The sequence below is a fragment of the Dactylosporangium sp. CA-233914 genome, from assembly GCF_050942935.1.
In the GTDB taxonomy this organism is placed as follows: domain Bacteria; phylum Actinomycetota; class Actinomycetes; order Mycobacteriales; family Micromonosporaceae; genus Dactylosporangium.
The window spans coordinates 9,553,123-9,569,726 of record NZ_CP192030.1 but is presented as its reverse complement, the minus strand read 5'-3'; the positions used below and the strand labels follow the sequence as shown (position 1 = coordinate 9,569,726).

Genomic DNA, 16,604 nt, shown 5'->3' with positions numbered 1-16,604 from the left:
GTGCGGTCTCATCGTCCGGTGAGAAGGTGGCGGCGGACCTTACCGCTGGGGTCGGCGCGAAGTTGGTCGGCACGTGCGGTGAAGGTGTCCGGGTCGAGGGTGGCGAGGGCGCGCCATGCCTCGCCGCGGATTCGCACGTTCGGATGGTCGAGGAAGGCGACGAGCCGGGTGGCATCGTCGCGGGTGCCCATGTCGGCCAGGCCGGCGAGTGCACCGATGATTGCGTCCCGGGTGGCGTTGGCGTCGATGAGTGTCGTGCGGTAGAGCGCGGCGGAGCCGGTGCGGCCGAGGGCGCGCAGGCTGACGCGGGCCAGGTAGCGCACCCGTGCGTCGGGGTCGAGCAGGGCCCGGCGGAGGTGCGGTTCGCTGTCGGGGTGGTGGGTGCGGGCCCGCAGCACCTTCCACCGGATACGGGGGTTGGGGTCGGATTCGAGCAGCGGCAGCAGCCGGCGTTGGACGGCCGGGTCGAGGCTGCGCGCGGTGGCCACCCCGGTGGCCCAGTGTCGCAGGGCCGGGTCGCCGGTGGCGACGGCCTGCTCGACGGAGGCGGCCGGCTCGATGGTGGCGAGCATGCGCAGGCAGCTCGCGGCGACCGCGGTGTCATCGCCGCGGGCGCCGGCCCACAGGGCGGCTCGGCCGGCCGGGTCACCGTCGATGAGCAACTCGCCGATGGTGCGCACGATCGGGCCGGCGCGGCGGCGCGCGCCGAGGCCCTCGATCAGCGGGAGGAGTTGTACGAGCAGGGCGCCGTGGCCAACCGTGAGCCGGGCGTGCACCGCGGCGGTGGCCTGTTGGCGGACGGGGTCGACCGGGTCGTTGAGGCGCAGCAGCAGGAACGGCAGGGCGAACAGCTCGTCGCTGGTGGCCAGCCACCGGACACCGGCCTCACGCAGGTATCCGGACCGGTCGAAGGTCAGCAGCGCCGCGACCGCGGCGGCATGCCGGCCGTAGTCCTCGGTCAGCGTGCCGACGTCGGTTCCGAGCATCGGAGCGAGCGAGCGGCGACGGCCCCGGTACGCACCCTCCAGGACGACGACGGCGCGCGGGGTGGCCACGCGCAGCAGGCCGCTGAGCCTTCCGGCTGTCCGCGCTGGGTCCTGGTCCCACCCGCGCAGGACCTCCTCGACGCCGACGATCAGGCGCTCGGCGTTCCAGCGCTGCGCCCATTCGTCGTGTCTCCACCGCATCGTTCTACCCGTCCCGCAGCCGGATGGCGACGCGGCTGCCCTTGCGCACGATAGCCAGGGACACCAGGGCGCCGCCTCGTATTTTGCCGGCCCGTCAGGCGTAGCCGGCGAGCAGGTTGGCCCGGAGGGTGGCGGCCAGCCACTCGCGGTATTCGTCGATGGTCCAGCCGCAGAGTTGCGTGAGGCGGGCGTACACGTCGACGGACGTGAGCGCGAAGATCTGGTCCGCGGCGCGCTCGACGCTCAGGCCCGGGCGCAGAGCGTCCACATCGGACAGGTGGGCGGCCGGACCGCGGGCGCCGGCACGGTGCTCCTCGTCCGTGCGGCGCAGCACGTCGTGCAGGGCGGCGTCGGCGGGCGCGGCGGCCTCGGCGGCGCGCAGCACCTGGTACAGCGGGGCGATCCGGGCCGCGACGCCTGACGCCATCGCGGCGTACAGCTCGAGCTTGCGCGCTGGGTCAGGCTCCTCGACGATCGCCCGCACCTCGTCCCGCTCGGCCTGCGGAATCGGACGGGCGTCGCCGGCCAGGGTCACGTCGTAGACGAGCTTGGCCAGGCCCGCCTTGCCGCCCGGGCAGGCGGCGTAGAGCGTCTGCACCGCCACGCCCGCGGCCGCCGCCACCTCCGCCATGGTCGCGGCGGCGTACCCGCGCTCGAGCAGCAGAGGGCGCGCGGCGTCCACGATCCGCCGCCGGGTCGCCTCCGCCTGCTCGCGGCGCAGGTCGCTGCGGTACGCCCGGCGGCCAGTGGTGTCGGTCATCGGACGTCATCTTGCCAGGACTTTCGGTGGAACGCTATCTAATGAATACTCAAGCCTCCAACCAATGACGAATCGAACGAGGAACGAGGAGGTGGCGGCCATGCGGACCGCCCTGCTGGAGATCGCGCGCACCTCGGCCACGGGCCTGGTCGGGCTCTACGCCGGAGGCGTGTTCTTCCAGGTGATCGCGCCGTCGCTGGGCCGGATGCCGGCGAGCGCATACGTGCCGTACTGGCAGGCGATGAACGCCGACTACGGCCGGGTGATGCCGCCGCTGCTGCTGTCCACGCTGGGGCTCGTCGCCGCGGCGGGCGCGCTGAGCTGGGGCCGCGGCTGGCCGTTCGCGCTCACCGTCGCCGCGGCCGTGCTCATCGTGGCGACCATCGTGCTGACGGTGACTCGGATGGAGCCGCTGAACCATCTGGCCGACGCGTGGAGCGCGGACCGGGTGCCGGCGGACTGGGAGGCGGTCCGCCGGCAATGGCTGACCTTGCACTCGGTACGTACGGTCGTGGCCGTGGCGGCGTTCGGGTGCCTGCTCGCCGCCCGCGTAACGGACCGCTGACCCGCCCGGCGAGGAGCCTGCGGCGGGGTCGGCTCGCAGATGAGGCTGGCATGGACCCAGGCCCGCACCTGGCCGGCCGCTCCCGCCCGGTCGGCGTCCATGGTCGGGCCGGTGTGGGTGTGGAAGCTGCCCGCTAACTGGGGACAGCCCCCAAATGGCCGGGTAGACTGTCCTGGACCCAACGGGCCGCGTAACACGGAGACGTCATGACCACCAATACCGCGGCAACGCCTCCGCACCGTGCCGACGCGCGCCGCAACCGCGAACGCTTGGTCGCTGCGGCCGCCACGGTGTTCGCCGAGGAGGGTGCGAACGCGCCGTTGGACAAGATCGCCCGGACCGCGGGCATCGGGAATGCCACGATGTATCGGCACTTCCCCACCCGGGACGCGCTGCTGGAGGCAGTCCTGCACGACGTCTACGGCGAACTGTCCGTTCTGGCCGAACAGCTCTGCACCGTGACACCCCCGATTGATGCGGTCGCCCGATGGCTGCGGGCCTTCATCGGCTTCTCGCAGTCCTACTTCGACCTGCCCGAGCCGATACTCGCCGCCGCGTACGACGAGGCCTCCGCACTGTACGCATCGTGCCAGGCGATGCGTTCCGTGGCCACCCACCTGATCACGCGGGCTCAGCAGGACGGCACGCTACGTGCCGACATCGACATCCTCGACCTGTGCGCGCACGCCAGCGGGATCGCCTGGGCCACACAACGCTCCCCGGACAAGGAGCAGACCACCCGGATGCTCGCCGTTCTGATGGACGGGCTCCGCGCGTAGAGAGACCGCGCGCGGTGTCTTGGGAAGGTACCAACACCACCCCACCGCCGTCTGCTGCGGCTCCGGGGTGGCCGCGGCGCATCAGATGACGGCGCTGGCGTGCGTGCCGAAGGTGCTCCGCCAGTAGGTGAGCGGCCGGCCCGGATAGGCCTCCGCGACCCGGACCGCGCCGATGACGATCGTGTGGTCGCCGGCCTCGACCAGCCGCGACACCGATACGCAGGCCCAAGCGTGCTTGGCGGCCAGCGCCGGCGCGCCGTCCTCGATCCGCCAGCCGACGCCGGCGAACTTGTCGCCGCCTCGCCGCGCGAACCGCACCGCAACCTCGTCCTGGTCGGCGGCCAGCACGTTGACGCCGACCATCGAGCCGACGACCAGCCGGGCCAGCAGGTTCGAGTCGGCGCCGAGCGAGACCAGCACCATCGGCGGACGCATGGACAGCGACGCGAACGCGCTCACCGTCGTCCCGTACGGCTCGCCGTCGCTGAGCGTCGTGACGACGGCCACGGCGGAGGCCACGCTGCCCATCGCCGACCGGAACGCCTCCTGGAGCAGCGTGTCGCCGCTACCGAGCAGCTCGGTCATGAGCGCACCGGGACCGGTCGCGGCAGGCCGAGGTTCTCGCGCAGGGTGGAACCTTCATACGCGGTGCGGAAACGGCCACGGCGCTGCAGTTCGGGGACCACGAGGCGCGTGAACGCCTCCACCGGGCCCTGCAGGTAGGGGAACCCCACGGCGAACCCGTCGGCGGCGCCGCCGTCGAGCCAATCCTCGACAATGTCGGCGAAGTCGTTGGCCGTGCCGGCGAGGATGCCGTGCCGCTGGCGATCCGCTGGATCCAGCAGAGCCGTGAACTCGCGTAGCTGCGCCTCGGCCTCGGCGCGGGTGTCTGCCACGAGTACTGCGGGGAGCACAGCGAGTACGACAAGCATGTCGGGATCGCGCCCGTGCGCCGCAGCGCGCCGGCGGACGTCCTCGCGGGCCTCCCGCGCGTGCCAGCCGCCGCCACCGGATGTGAGCACCAGGTCGGCCTCGCGTGCCGTGAGCTCCCGGCCCGCCTCGCTCATCCCTGCCTGCAGGATGATGGGGTGCCCCTGCGGCGGGCGGGCGATGCCGAGCGGTCCGGACACCCGGAAGCGCGCGCCGCGGTGGTCGAGCAGCCGGATCCTCGCGGGGTCGAACACCTGCGCGCTCTGCGGGTCGTGGACGAACGCATCGTCGTCGAAGCTGTCCCACAGGCCCTTGACGACGCCGACGAACTCCGCGGCCACGTCGTAGCGCTCAGGGGTGCGCAGCAGCCGGGGGTCGAGCCCGAAGTTCCGCGCCTCCGTGTCGAAGCGCGAGGTGACGACGTTCCAGCCGGCCCGGCCGCCGGAGAGATGGTCGAGGGATGCCAGGAGCCGGGCGAGCGTGTAGGGCTGGGTCAAGCTCGTCGAAGCGGTGGTGATGAGACCGATGTTCCTGGTCGCCGGTGCGATCGCCGAGAGGAGCAGCGTCGGGTCGAGCGAATCGTTCACCATCGACTCGTGCTGGTGCGATTCGTCGGGGCCAGGCATGACCCCGGTGGTTTCGCTGAGGAACAACGCGTCGAAGAGGCCGCGTTCCAACTCCTGTACGACCTTGATGAACGCCTTCACGTCGGTGGCCGGCCGGGCCGGGGTGTTCGGATGCCGCCACCCACGCGGGTGCGAGCCGGTCGAGTGGGTGATCGCGACCAGGCGGGCGTGCTTCTTCACGCTCACGCGGCACTCCTCCGCGGTCGGGAAAGGCCGAGGAAGTCCCGCAGTGTGGCGCCCTCCGGCGGGGCGAAGAGGCCGCGCCGGGCGAGGATCGGCAGGACCTCGTCGAGGAAGGGGTCGGCGTCGGCGGGGATCAGCGGGAACCGCACGGTGAAACCGTCGGCGGCGCCCGCCTCGTACCACTCGGCGATCCGGTCGGCGACCTGCTCGGGCGTGCCGACGACGAGCAGCCCACCGGTGTCGTCCGGTACGGCCGGGAGTGGCGTGTCGTCGTGGAGCAGGTCTTGCAGTTCGTCGCGTCGTTTCGCCGCCTCGTCCTCGCTCGAGGCGACGATGGGGCTGAGCCCCGGCCACACCTGGACGCTTCGCGGGGCTCGGCCGGCGGCGACGAGCGCGCCGTCGAGCCGTGCCCGGTAGGCGCACGCGTCGCCGATCGACCGGGCGGCGGCGAGCACGACGTCGGCCTGCCGGCCGGCGAACGCGATCCCGGTGGGGGTCGAAGCGGCTTGGAAGATGACGGGATGCCCCTGCGGCGGCCGCGACACGTTCAGGGGGCCGGCGACCCGGAAGTGCGTGCCCGCGTGGCCGACCGGACGCCGCCCCCCGGGCCGGAAGTACAGCCCGGACCGCTTGTCGGCGACGATCGCGTCGTCGGCGTAGCTGTCCCACAGCTCCCGCACGATCCGCAGGAAGTCCTCGGCGCGCTCGTAGCGCTCCTCGTGCACGTCGGGCTCGTTGCGCACGAAGCCGCCGGCCTCCCGCGGCACGACGCTCGTGTCGACGTTCCATCCGGCCCGCCCGCCGGAGATGTGGTCAAGGCTTGCGAGGCGGCGGGCGACGTGGAACGGCTCGTTGAAGCTCGTCGTCGCCGTGGCCACGAGCCCGATCCGCTCGGTGAGCGTGGCGAGGGCTGACAGGAGCGTCAGCGGCTCGAACGAGCTCGCCTGTGTCGTACGGCTGAGCGAGTCGAGATGCTCGCCCCGCACCGCCGCGACGTCGGCGACGAACAGGGCGGAGAACCCGGCCTCCTCGATCCGTCGCGCGTAGGCCGCGACGGCGGCCAGGTCGAGCCCCGCGTCCGGCTGCACCGAGGGATGCCGCCACGCGGCGAGGTGCCCGCCGGGCGGGAGGGCGATCGAGGAGAACCGCAGCGCGCGCCGGGTGGTCATGCGAAATCCTCCGTATCGCGCTCATAGCCGGATGCGGAAGCGCTCCGCTTCGTCGGCGGTGCGGCCTGTGTGGCGGGTGCCATGGCTGGTTTCCTCCCGCATGGGTGAGCGCACGGTCGTGGCCTCACTGCTGCCATGACGAACAGCCGCGAGGGGGCGGTCCCGCAGAGTGCGGATCGTCGATGGACCAGCACTAACCGGGGCCTCTCCCCATTTTACTGGGGACAGTCCCCGATTATAGCCGTACCGCACGCGTCCTGTCAGGGGAGGCGTTCCGTGGCGGCGCAGCTGATCTCACGCGCCCGGGAGAACGGTGACGTGACCCTCTTGCTCTCGGTCGACGGACCGCAGCCGGCGGGAGCCGCTGAGCCGGTTCAGTAACCGGCCTCGCGGTCGACCACCGAGAGGAGCGGTTCGCCGGCCGCGAAGCGGCGCAGATTGCCGGCGACGGTGTCGAACGACCGGCGCCGCGACTGTCGCGAGGTCGAACCGTTGTGCGGCGTCACAATCACGTTGGGAAGGTCCCAGTACGGGCTGCGCGACGGGAGCGGCTCGACGTGATGGGCGTCGAGGCCGGCGCCGGCGATCCACCCTTCGAGCAGCGCCCGCTCGAGGGCCCGCTCGTCGGCGACCTCGCCACGCGAAACGTTCACGTAGTAGGCGGTCGGCTTCATCGCGCGGAACTCGGCCTCGCCCAGCATCCCCCGCGTCTGCGGCGTGAGCGGCGCGGTGACGACGACGGCGTCACATTCCGCGAGCATCTCCGCGATCCGGCCCGGCGGATACAACGCCTCGACTTCGGCAGCGTCGCCCGGCGTACGGCGGGTCGCGAGGAGCCGCATTCCCATTCCCCGAGCGATCCTCGCGAGGTGCCGGCCCGCGTTGCCCAACCCGACCAGACCAAGGGTCCGGCCGGCCAGCTCACCGTGCATGGCCGGATCCCAGCGGTGCTCCTGCTGGGCCCGCGCCCAGTGCCAGCCACCGCGGTCGAGCAGCAGGAGCAGGAGGATCGCGTGTTCCGCCAACCCGATCGCGCCGTTGCCCACCGACGCGGTCAAGGTGACGTCGGGGCGAGCGGTCAAGCCGGCGGTGAAGGCGTAGTCCGCACCGGCGGTCCACAGGTGGATCCAGCGTAGCGCCGGGGCCGACGCCAGCTCGGCATCGCAGATCCGGCCGATCACCGCGACGACATCGCCGAAGTCGGCGTTCTCGCCCTCGGCCGGGAAACGCAGCTCGAGTCCGGGACCGGCGGCGTCGCGCAGCTCCTGCCGTTCGGCCTCGTCGAGACCGAGGCCCCGCACAACAACGGCAACGCGCGTCATCGGGCCGTTCCAGCCGGGTGGGGTGCCGTCGACCGGTGCCGGCCGGGGCTGAGGCGTTGCGGCCGTGTTCCCTCCAGGTCGAGGATCGCCGTGGTACCGGTCGGTACCGTCGTCTCGACCTCGATGCCGTCAGCCGTCAGGCGCCAGGCGATGGCGGCCTCGCCGTACGGCGTGACATGTCGCGCGGAAGCCCACGACAGGCCACCGCCGGGGCGCGGCCGGAACAGGATCTCGCGGTAGCCCGGCGCGGCCGGGGCAAGTCCCGCGACGACCCTGTGCATCCAGTCCGCCACGGCGCCGAGGGCGTAGTGGTTGAACGACGTCATCTGGCCGGGGTTGACCGTTCCGTCGGGCCGCAGGGCATCCCAGCGCTCCCATATCGTGGTTGCCCCCTGTGTGACGGCATAGAGCCACGACGGGCACTCCCGCTCGAGCAACAGGTTGTACGCGGTGTCCAGGTGCCCGTTGGAGGACAGCGCGTCCGTCACGAGCGGAGTGCCGACGAAGCCGGTCGCGATGCGGTTGCCGGCCTGCGCGACGAGCTCGGCCAGCCGGTCGGCCGCCGCCTCGCGTCCCGCCGCGTCCGGGATGAGGTCGAACGCGAGCGCGAGCGAGTAGGCGGTTTGTGCGTCGCTCGTCATCCGTCCGTTCGGGAGGATGTACCGGGCGGCGAAGGCCTTCCTGACCGCGTCGGCGAGGTCCGCGTATCGCGCCTGGTCGTCGGTTCGGCCGAGCAGGTCGGCCATCCGGGCCACAGCGCGCGCCGAGGCGGCGAAGTACGCGGTGGCCACGAGGTAGCGGTCCGTTGTCGCATCGGCCGGATCCTCGGGCGGCGCGGCGGGATCGAGCCAGTCGCCGAGCTGGAACCCTTCGTTCCACAGATGGTCCGGGCCGGCGAGGCGGTCGATGAGGTCGACCCACCGCCGGGCGCTGTCAAACTGTCGCTCGACGATCGCCCGGTCCGCGTAGCGGTCGAACAACGTCAGCGGCGTCAGCGTCGCGGCGTCGCCCCAGGCCGCGCCGGGCCGGATCGGAGTCCACATGAACCTCGACGGAATCACCGGTACGTACCAGGGGATCGTGCCGTCGGGCAGCTGTTCGCGGGCCACGTCCTGCAGCCAGCCGCTCAGCATGCCGGACACGTCGTAGAGGAACGTCGCCGTCGGGGCGAACACCTGGATATCGCCGGTCCAGCCGACGCGCTCGTCGCGTTGCGGGCAGTCGGTGGGAATGTCGAGAAAGTTCCCCCGCATGCCCCATACGACGTTCTGGTGCAGCTGTTCCAGCATCGGATCGGAGCAGGAGAACCAGCCGGTGCGCTCGAGATCGGTGTGGTAGACCCGGGCGACGACATCCCCCGCGGTGACGGCGGCGTCCAGGTCTCCCGGCCAACCGGTCACCTCGGCGTACCGGAAGCCGTGGAACGTGAACCTCGGCTCCCACTCCTCGGTGCGTGGGGTCGCGCCGGGGCCAGGGCCGGCCAACGTGTAGTGGTCCGTGGACCGGGCCGAGCGCAGCGGGCGGGTGTACAACTCGCCCTCCTGGAGCACCTCGGCGGTCCGGATGCGCACTGTCGTGCCGGCCGGGCCCTGAACCCGGATCCGGGGACGGCCAACGAGATTCTGTCCGAAGTCGATGATGCGCGCGCCGGTCGGCGAGGTGAGCACCTCGACCGGCGCGACCTCCTGCGTACACCGCACCGGAGGGCCGCTCGGCGCACGGAGTACGGCGGGGTCCTGCACGTGAACCGCGACCGGTGTCCACCGCGCGTCGTCGAAGCCGGCCGACGACCACCCGGGTTGCTCCTCGCGGGCGTCGTAGTCCTCGCCGTCGTAGTTTCCGGTGCGGATGATCGGGCTCGGTGCGGCCCGCCAGGACGCGTCCGTGGACACCGTCTCGGTCCGTCCGTCGTCGTAGCGCAGTTCGAGCTGGGCCAGCAGGGACAGGTCCGAGCCGAAGAGGTTGCGGAACCCGCCGCGCCAGCCCAGGCGCCCGCGGTACCAGCCGTCGCCGAGCCACGACCCGATGGCGTTGCCGCCCTCCTGGAGCAAAGGCGTCACATCGTACGTGTAGTAGCGCAGGTGCTTGCCGTAGACGGTCCAACCGGGCGACATGGCGTCGTCGCCCACGCGCCGGCCGTTGAGCTCGACCTCGTACAAACCGTGCGCCGTCACGTAGAGGCGCGCCGAAAGCAGGCCGCCACCGACTTCGAACTCCCGGCGGACCAGGGACGGGCGCCGGTCATCGGACTCGGGGTCCTCGTCCCACGCCGCGCCGACGGGCGCGGCCACCCAGTCGCCCGGTTCGAGCAACCCGGCCTCGAGTTCGGTCGTCTCCGACCACGGACCGTACACACCGTCGGCACCGGCGACCCGGACCCGCACGGTGGCCTGTTCCCGGGACGCCAGCGGGGTGGACGGCCAGGAAACCAAGACCTGCTCGGCCGATTCGACGCGGACGACCTCGGCGGCACCGCGCCGGAAGATCTCGAGCTCGTACGCGTGCTGGCGCCAGTGCGGTTCAGCCGTGGTTGTCCACGAAATGCGCGGAGCGGGCTCGCCGATGCCTCGGGCCTCGCGGTGATGTTCGATCCGCGGCGCGGAGGGCGTGCCCGGCATGCGTTGCCCTTTCATCGAAACGGTTGGGGGAACGCACTGTAACAACAGTTCTTGACACGTTTCAACCGTCGGAACCAAGATGGACCCCGTGCCGATCTACAGGCCGGGAGACTGGCTCAACGACGAGACCCGGCCGGCTGGCGCGACGTTCGCCTCCGCCGGGCGATTTGCCGTGCCGCTGGAGGGCGGCCGGTTCGACCGCCATTTCCACGACACGGCGGAGCTGTGGTTCGTCGCCGAGGGGCAGGCGAAGATCTTCGTCGACGGGGCCGAGCAGTACGTCCAGTCCGGCGACATCGTGCTCACGGTGGCGGGCGACGTGCACGACTTCCTTGAGGTGTACGAGACCGTCCGCGGCTTCTTCGTGGAGGGTCCCGTCCCGCCGGGCGGCCGCGGCGGACACCGGCACACCGACCCCGGGATGGCCGCCGGCCACGACGTCCCCGCTCGGCCGGTACCCGACGACTTTCCGGCTCGTTACCGGGACAGGGCTTCGCAGGAGGTAGCGGAATGAGGATCGCGGTCACGGGGAGCTCCGGGAAGCTCGGGCGGGCCACCACCACCCGCCTGCGCGACGAGGGCCACGAGGTGCTCGGCCTCGACATCGACGGGGAGCCCGGGCTCGGCTTCACCCGCGTCGACCTGACCGACTATGGACAGGTGCTCGACTCGTTGCTCGGCGTGACGGCCCGGCACATCGGGCTGGACGCCTTGGTCCACCTCGCCGCCATCCCGGTCAACGGGTTGGTGCCCGACGCGACAACATTCCACAACAACATGGTCGCGTCGTTCAACGTTCACTTCGCCGCACTGCGCGCGGGCATCCGCCGGATCGTTTTCGCCTCGAGCATCACCGCGATGGGCTTTCCGTTCGACCAGTCACCACCCGAGTTGCCGGTGACCGAGGACTACCGGGCCGCCCGCAACACGTACGGGTTGGGCAAGGTCCTCGAGGAGACGATGGCCGAGCAGCTCATCACATGGCAGCCGGAGCTGTCCATGACGGCGCTGCGGTTCACCAACGTCGTCGGTGCGGGCGAGTATGGCGGGTTCGCGCGGGCGTCCGACCCGGGCTACCGCCGGGACCTGCTCGGGTCCTATGTGGACGCGCGCGACGGCGCGCTGGCCGTGTCGCTCGCCTTGGCCAGGGGCGAGCCGGGTTTCGCGGTCTACAACGTCGCGGCGACCGACACCGGCCTCGACATCCCGTCGGCCGAGCTGGCCGCCCGGTGGTTTCCGGGCGTTGCGGTGGCCGCGGACCTGGGCGAGTTCGAGTCGCTGATGTCGACCAGGAAAGCACGTGACGTGCTGGGCTTCACCGCACAGCACCGCTGGAGAGACGAGTACCGCCCGGCGTGAGCCGGCCGGTCGAAGGAGACGATGTGGCACAGCTAGAGAGTCGGCGGGCGATCGTCACGGGAGCCGCGGGCGCGTTGGGCGCGGTCATCTGCGAGGTCTTCGCGCGCGAGGGAGCGAACGTCGGCGGGCTCGACCTCAACGCGGACGGCCTCGCCGCCACCGGTGAGCGGGTCCGGGCGGCGGGCCGCGAGTGGACCGGCACCGCCGTGGACCTCACCGACTTCGACGCGGTCCAGGATGCGACCGCCGGTCTCATCGACCGCCTCGGCGGGGTTGACGTCCTGGTCAACTGCGCCGGCGGCGGGGCGGTGAGCTTCTTCCACGAGATGAGCCCGGAAACCTGGCGCACGCAGATGGCGCGCAACCTCGACCAGGTCTTCAACGCGACCCGGGCGGTGCTGCCGTCCATGCTGGCCGCGCGATCGGGCCGCATCATCAACATCGCGTCGATCGCCGCCGTGTCGGGCGGCCGGCTGGTGCGCGGAGCGACCGCCTACGCCGCCGCGAAGGCCGGCGTCATCGGGCTCACCAAGGCGCTCGCCATCGAGGTCGCCGAGCAGGGCGTCACGGTCAACGCGATCGCACCGGGCGCCCAGGCGACGCCGGGCCGGGACAAGGACACGCCGGAGCGGCGCGAAGCGCTGCTGGCCCAGATCCCGACGCGGCTGCTCGGCAACCCCGAGCACCTGGCCGAGGCGATCGTGTTCCTGGCCGGCCCGGCCGGGGTCAACGTCACCGGCGTCGTGTTACCGCTCGACGGCGGCCACTCCATCTGACGGGTTCGCGGACGACCGGGAGGTCACGTTGAAACGGTTCGAAAAGGGCGCCCACTGGTTCGAAGAGGTCTACGGCGAGGGCAAAGCCGACGGCCTGGTCGAGATGCAGACGGGACTCGCGCAGGATCTGGCGCGATTCGGCGTCGAGTTCAACTTCGGCGACATCTACTCGCGCCCGGGCCTGACGCTCGCCCAGCGGGAGCTGCTCTCGCTGGCTTCGTTGGTGACGATCGGCGGCCTCGAGCCACAACTGCGGGGTCACACGAGGGGCGCGATCCGGGTCGGCTGCACGCCGACCGAGATTCTCGAGACGGTGATCCACGTGGTGCAGTACTGCGGCTTCCCGAAGGCGCTCAACGCCATCCGGGTGGTCACCGACCAACTCATCGAGTTGGGCGTGGAGATTCCCCCCGCGCTGGGCCCGGACGCCGACCGGCCGCGCGATTGAGCACGTGAATGCGTTTCAACAGAATCCGCCCGAAGGCGTCGTCGCATCGGGCGGAGTGGAGGAGGCAGAGTGTCGCCACTCATAGGAATTCAGATCGGCGCCATCTCGTTCGTTGACGAGGGCGTCGAGAAGGTGCTCGACACGGTCGTGGAGAAGGCGGCGGTCAACGCCGTGTTCGTCGCGACCCAGGCGTTCGACCGCGGCCTTGCCGGCCGCCAGACCTGGTACCGGCCGTGGCCGGGCCACGGCCCGCAGGAGAAGGACGACGTTCACCTCGGTGGATCGTTCGTCAAGCAGCACGCCGAGTTCTACGGCGGGACCGTGCTCGGCCCGCACCGAGCCCGGGATGCCGAGGTGGACGGCTTCGACGCACTCGCCGACGTGATTCCGGCCGCGCGCGAACGCGGCATCGCCGTGTATGCCTTCCTCCTCGAGAACACGCACTCCGGCCTGACCAAGCATGTTCCCAACTGGCCGAAGGTGCTGCAGGTCGATGCCTGGGGCCGCGCCGACGCGTACGCGTGCCTGCGCAACCCGGACTACCAGAACTGGTGGCTTTCTCTGGTCGAGGACCAGGTCAAGAGCTACCAGCTCGATGGCATCATGTGGGGATCGGAACGCAACGGCCCCTTGGACAACGCGTTGGGCGACGGCGGGTTCGCCCGCAACGGCAACCCGTACTGCTTCTGTCGCTGGTGCGTCGAGGCCGGCGAGCGCGAGGGCATTGACGTCCGGCGGGCGCGCCAGGGTTACCTGGAACTGGACCGCCTGCTCAACGACGAGGCCCCCGACGTGCCGGTCGGTGACACGTCCTTCATTCGCTTCCTGCGGCTCCTGGGCACCTACCCGGAGATCATCGCCTGGGACCAGCTCTGGCACCGGGCCTACGAGGAGTTCCAGGCCCGGCTCTACGGGGCCGTCAAGTTCCTCAACTCCGACGTCCGGGTCGGTTGGCACATCTGGCACCACAACTCGTTCTCGCCCTGGTACCGGTCGCAGATGGACTTCGCGAAGATGTCGTCCTATTCGGACTTCGTCAAACCGGTGCTGTACAACAACTGCGCCGGCTACCGGCTGCATCATTACATCCGGACCGTCGCGAGCCGTGTCTTCCGCGGGGTGCCGGAGCAGACCGTGTACGACCTGTTTCGAACCTCGCTCGGCTACGACGAGGCCGTCGCGTTCGACGACCTTCCGAGCGTCGGCCTCTCACCGGACTACGTACTTCGGGAGACGCGGCGTACGGTCGCGGCCACCGCCGGCACCGTAGCGGTGTATCCGGGGCTCGACATCAACATCCCGACGCCGGACCACGTCATCCAGACGACGCCGGACGAGGTCCGCAAGTCGGTGCGGGCAGCGCTGGACGGCGGTGCCGACGGCATCCTGTTGTCCCGGAAGTACTCAGAGATGACCTTCGCCAATCTTGAGGCAGCGGGCGAGGAAGTGCGTTCCCGGAGCGCCTGATTGCGAATCAGTACCAGGTTGTTGACCTGACAGAAACGAGCTTGTAACGTTTCATCACCCCAACGCGCCGGAGGCGGGAGTCCCTCCTTCGACGCGGACCTTGAAGGAGCCTGAACGTGAATATGCGCACCATGCCCCGCCGTGCGAGCGTTCCCGTCGCGTTCGCCGTGTTGACGAGCCTCGTCCTGGCGGGATGTTCAGGAGGTAACGACGACGCTCCATCGGGCGGCGCGAAGGAGTTCTCCGTGCTGGTCACGACGGAGAACACCCAGACCGGCAAGATGTTCGACGCCCTGAAGAGCAACCAGTGTTCCGACGCTCAGAAGCAGCTGCCGTACACCCTGTCGCAGACGCCCAGCTCGGAAATGCAGTCGAAGGTGCAGCTGCTCGGCGGCCAGAACGCCCTGCCCGTGATGTACGCCGGCACGCAGTCACTGATCGCACCCAAAGGCGACCTCCAGGCGTCTGGCCAGGTGCTAGACCTCAAGGAAACGTTTCAAAAGCTCGGTGTGCTGGACCAGGTGACGCCGGCCGCGCAGTCGGTGATCGAGCAGCTCTACGCCGGCAGCTTCCCGACGGTGCCACTGCAGTTCAACATCGAGGGCATCTTCTACAACAAGAAGATCTTCGCCGACCACGGCATCGCGATCCCGACCACGCTCGACCAGCTCATCGCCGCCGCCGCGAAGCTGAAGTCGGAAGGTGTCACCCCGTTCGTCGCCTCCGGCAAGACCGGTTGGACGATCAGCCGGTGGCTGGGTGCGATCCTCTACAGCCAGCTCGGACCGGACGCGCTGCAGAAGGTCAAGGACAAGAAGGCCAAGCTCACCGACGCCCAGTACGTCGCCGCGGCCCAGAAGCTGCAGGAGATGGGCAAGTACTTCATCGACGGCATCACGAACCTCGACTACGACACCATGAACGCGCAGCTGCTCAACGGCAACGCGGCCATGATGTACATGGGCACCTGGTTCCTCGCCGCGGTCAACGACCCCAAGCAGAACAAGGTCGGCGACAACATCGGGTTCTTCGGGGTCCCTGGCATCAAGGGCTACCCGGCGAACGTCGGGTCCCCGAACGCCATCAACGCCAAGCTGTACAACGACGGTGTCGGCTCGTGGCTGACCTGCATCGCCAAGAACTGGGGCTCCGAGTCGCTGAAGAATCAGGGCACGTTCTCCGGCTTCAAGGTGAACACCCCGGTCGACAACCTGCCGCCGCTCACGGCCGACATCCAGAAGAAGATCGACACCGCGCCGGCCAGCGTGCTCTGGTTCGAGGGCCTGTTCACCCCGAAGGCGAACAACGACTCGAGCGCGAACGCGGCGCCGCTGCTCACCGGCGCGATGTCCGCCAAGGACTTCATGGCGCTCATCCAGTCGGACCTCGACGCCGAGTCGTAACCCGACTGCCCCGCACCCAGCTCCACCAGCGAGGCGGCGGTGTCCGAGCCGGACTCCGCCGCCTCACCCCGCCTACACCCCGAGCCGCGGTCCATCCCAAGCGGACCCCAACGGAGAGGTCCTCCCGTGAAGCATGTCTTCGGGAACAAGAAGGCGATCGCGACCTTCCTGCTTCCCGCGCTTCTGATCTATCTGGGAGTCATGGTCGTCCCGGCGATCTGGTCCCTCTTCCTGGCCTTCATGCACGGCAACCCGGTCCGGGGGTTCGAGTTCACCGGGATGAAGAACATCAGCCGGTTGTTCAGCGATCCCCAGGCGGGTCACGCGCTGCTGTTCACGCTCAAGTACGCCATCGTCATCAGCGTGGGTCAGATCGTGCTCGGGTACGGCCTGGCGCTGCTGTACGTCTTCGTCCTGCGCCGAGCGTCGACGTTCGTCCGCACGCTCGTGTTTTTCCCGGTCGTGGTACCGACCGTCGCCGTCAGCCTCCTGTTCAACCGCATGTTCGCCTCCTCGCCGCAGGAGGGCCCGGTCAACGCGATCCTCGGTTTCGTCGGACTCGGTGACATCGACTGGTTCGCCGACGGCGGCAAGGCCTTCATCGTCATCGTGGTCATGGACCTGTGGCGCACCATGGGCTTCTTCGCGGTCCTGCTGTACGCGGGACTCATCGAGATCCCGGAGGAGATCCTGGAGTCGGCTCGCCTGGACGGCGCCGGCAATTGGCGGCTCGTGCGGCACATCGTGCTGCCGCTGTCGATGCCCGTGCTGCTGGCGACCGTCATCTTCAGCCTCAACGCGTCGCTCAAGGTGTTCGACTCGATCGTGGCCCTCAACAACGGCGGGCCCGGTTACCAGACGACGCCGCTGAACCTGCTCATGTTCAGGACGGCATTCAGCTTCGGTGACTTCGGCTACGGCAGTGCGCTCGCACTCGTCATCACGGTGGTGTGCCTGACCGTGACCCTGTTCGTCTTCCGCTCCTCCCGGCGCGACCTCACGAAGGACTGAA

The 16,604-nt window shown here is 70.1% G+C and carries 16 protein-coding genes; 9 read left to right on the top strand and 7 right to left on the bottom strand.

The window, feature by feature from the left end:
- Positions 1 to 8: 8 nt before the first annotated feature.
- Both ACQPY0_RS42475 and ACQPY0_RS42470 read right to left on the bottom strand, forming a co-directional pair.
- Positions 9 to 1,187 (bottom strand): hypothetical protein, encoded by a 1,179-nt coding sequence (locus ACQPY0_RS42475; RefSeq protein ID WP_432974234.1) that lies wholly within the window; start codon positions 1,185 to 1,187, stop codon positions 9 to 11.
- Between the two features lie 94 nt (positions 1,188 to 1,281).
- A complete protein-coding gene (locus tag ACQPY0_RS42470; RefSeq protein WP_432974232.1) occupies positions 1,282 to 1,947 on the bottom strand; it encodes a TetR family transcriptional regulator in 666 nt (221 codons plus the stop codon).
- A 64-nt stretch (positions 1,948 to 2,011) separates the two neighbouring features.
- Here ACQPY0_RS42470 and ACQPY0_RS42465 point away from each other — a divergent pair, with 64 nt between their 5' ends.
- Both ACQPY0_RS42465 and ACQPY0_RS42460 read left to right on the top strand, forming a co-directional pair.
- Positions 2,012 to 2,512 carry an anthrone oxygenase family protein gene (locus ACQPY0_RS42465; protein WP_432974230.1) on the top strand — a complete coding sequence of 167 codons (501 nt, stop codon included), beginning with the start codon at positions 2,012 to 2,014 and terminating at the stop codon, positions 2,510 to 2,512.
- A 206-nt stretch (positions 2,513 to 2,718) separates the two neighbouring features.
- A complete protein-coding gene (locus tag ACQPY0_RS42460; RefSeq protein ID WP_432974228.1) occupies positions 2,719 to 3,291 on the top strand; it encodes a TetR/AcrR family transcriptional regulator in 573 nt (190 codons plus the stop codon).
- Between the two features lie 81 nt (positions 3,292 to 3,372).
- Here the strand turns inward: ACQPY0_RS42460 and ACQPY0_RS42455 are convergent, their stop codons facing one another.
- The 5 genes from ACQPY0_RS42455 to ACQPY0_RS42435 form a co-directional block, all read right to left on the bottom strand.
- Positions 3,373 to 3,876, bottom strand: a complete 504-nt coding sequence (locus ACQPY0_RS42455; protein WP_432974226.1) for a flavin reductase family protein — start codon at positions 3,874 to 3,876, stop codon at positions 3,373 to 3,375.
- Complete coding sequence (locus ACQPY0_RS42450) at positions 3,873 to 5,033, bottom strand: NtaA/DmoA family FMN-dependent monooxygenase (protein ID WP_432974224.1); 1,161 nt, start codon at positions 5,031 to 5,033, stop codon at positions 3,873 to 3,875. Before ACQPY0_RS42450 ends, ACQPY0_RS42455 begins: the two co-directional genes overlap by 4 nt.
- Complete coding sequence (locus ACQPY0_RS42445) at positions 5,030 to 6,199, bottom strand: NtaA/DmoA family FMN-dependent monooxygenase (RefSeq protein WP_432974222.1); 1,170 nt, start codon at positions 6,197 to 6,199, stop codon at positions 5,030 to 5,032. Before ACQPY0_RS42445 ends, ACQPY0_RS42450 begins: the two co-directional genes overlap by 4 nt.
- A gap of 374 nt (positions 6,200 to 6,573) precedes the next feature.
- The gene (locus ACQPY0_RS42440; protein ID WP_432974220.1) at positions 6,574 to 7,521 is read right to left on the bottom strand and encodes a D-2-hydroxyacid dehydrogenase; all 948 of its coding nucleotides are present in this window, start codon (positions 7,519 to 7,521) and stop codon (positions 6,574 to 6,576) included.
- Positions 7,518 to 10,139, bottom strand: a complete 2,622-nt coding sequence (locus tag ACQPY0_RS42435; protein ID WP_432974218.1) for a family 78 glycoside hydrolase catalytic domain — start codon at positions 10,137 to 10,139, stop codon at positions 7,518 to 7,520. The genes ACQPY0_RS42440 and ACQPY0_RS42435 overlap by 4 nt, the downstream gene beginning before the upstream one ends.
- Positions 10,140 to 10,227: 88 nt before the next feature.
- On the opposite strand from ACQPY0_RS42435, the gene ACQPY0_RS42430 reads away from it, so the two are divergent.
- From ACQPY0_RS42430 to ACQPY0_RS42400, 7 genes are all read left to right on the top strand, one after another.
- On the top strand, positions 10,228 to 10,653 hold the full coding sequence (locus ACQPY0_RS42430; protein WP_432974216.1) for an AraC family ligand binding domain-containing protein: 426 nt from the start codon (positions 10,228 to 10,230) through the stop codon (positions 10,651 to 10,653).
- On the top strand, positions 10,650 to 11,498 hold the full coding sequence (locus tag ACQPY0_RS42425; RefSeq protein WP_432974214.1) for an NAD-dependent epimerase/dehydratase family protein: 849 nt from the start codon (positions 10,650 to 10,652) through the stop codon (positions 11,496 to 11,498). The genes ACQPY0_RS42430 and ACQPY0_RS42425 overlap by 4 nt, the downstream gene beginning before the upstream one ends.
- A 23-nt stretch (positions 11,499 to 11,521) precedes the next feature.
- Positions 11,522 to 12,274 (top strand): SDR family NAD(P)-dependent oxidoreductase, encoded by a 753-nt coding sequence (locus tag ACQPY0_RS42420; RefSeq protein ID WP_432974212.1) that lies wholly within the window; start codon positions 11,522 to 11,524, stop codon positions 12,272 to 12,274.
- Positions 12,275 to 12,302: 28 nt separating this feature from the next.
- The gene (locus ACQPY0_RS42415) at positions 12,303 to 12,722 is read left to right on the top strand and encodes a carboxymuconolactone decarboxylase family protein (RefSeq protein WP_432974209.1); all 420 of its coding nucleotides are present in this window, start codon (positions 12,303 to 12,305) and stop codon (positions 12,720 to 12,722) included.
- Between the two features lie 69 nt (positions 12,723 to 12,791).
- Positions 12,792 to 14,189, top strand: a complete 1,398-nt coding sequence (locus ACQPY0_RS42410; RefSeq protein ID WP_432974207.1) for a hypothetical protein — start codon at positions 12,792 to 12,794, stop codon at positions 14,187 to 14,189.
- Between the two features lie 122 nt (positions 14,190 to 14,311).
- Complete coding sequence (locus ACQPY0_RS42405) at positions 14,312 to 15,592, top strand: ABC transporter substrate-binding protein (protein WP_432995593.1); 1,281 nt, start codon at positions 14,312 to 14,314, stop codon at positions 15,590 to 15,592.
- A gap of 126 nt (positions 15,593 to 15,718) precedes the next feature.
- A complete protein-coding gene (locus ACQPY0_RS42400; protein ID WP_432974205.1) occupies positions 15,719 to 16,603 on the top strand; it encodes a carbohydrate ABC transporter permease in 885 nt (294 codons plus the stop codon).
- Position 16,604 lies beyond the last annotated feature (1 nt).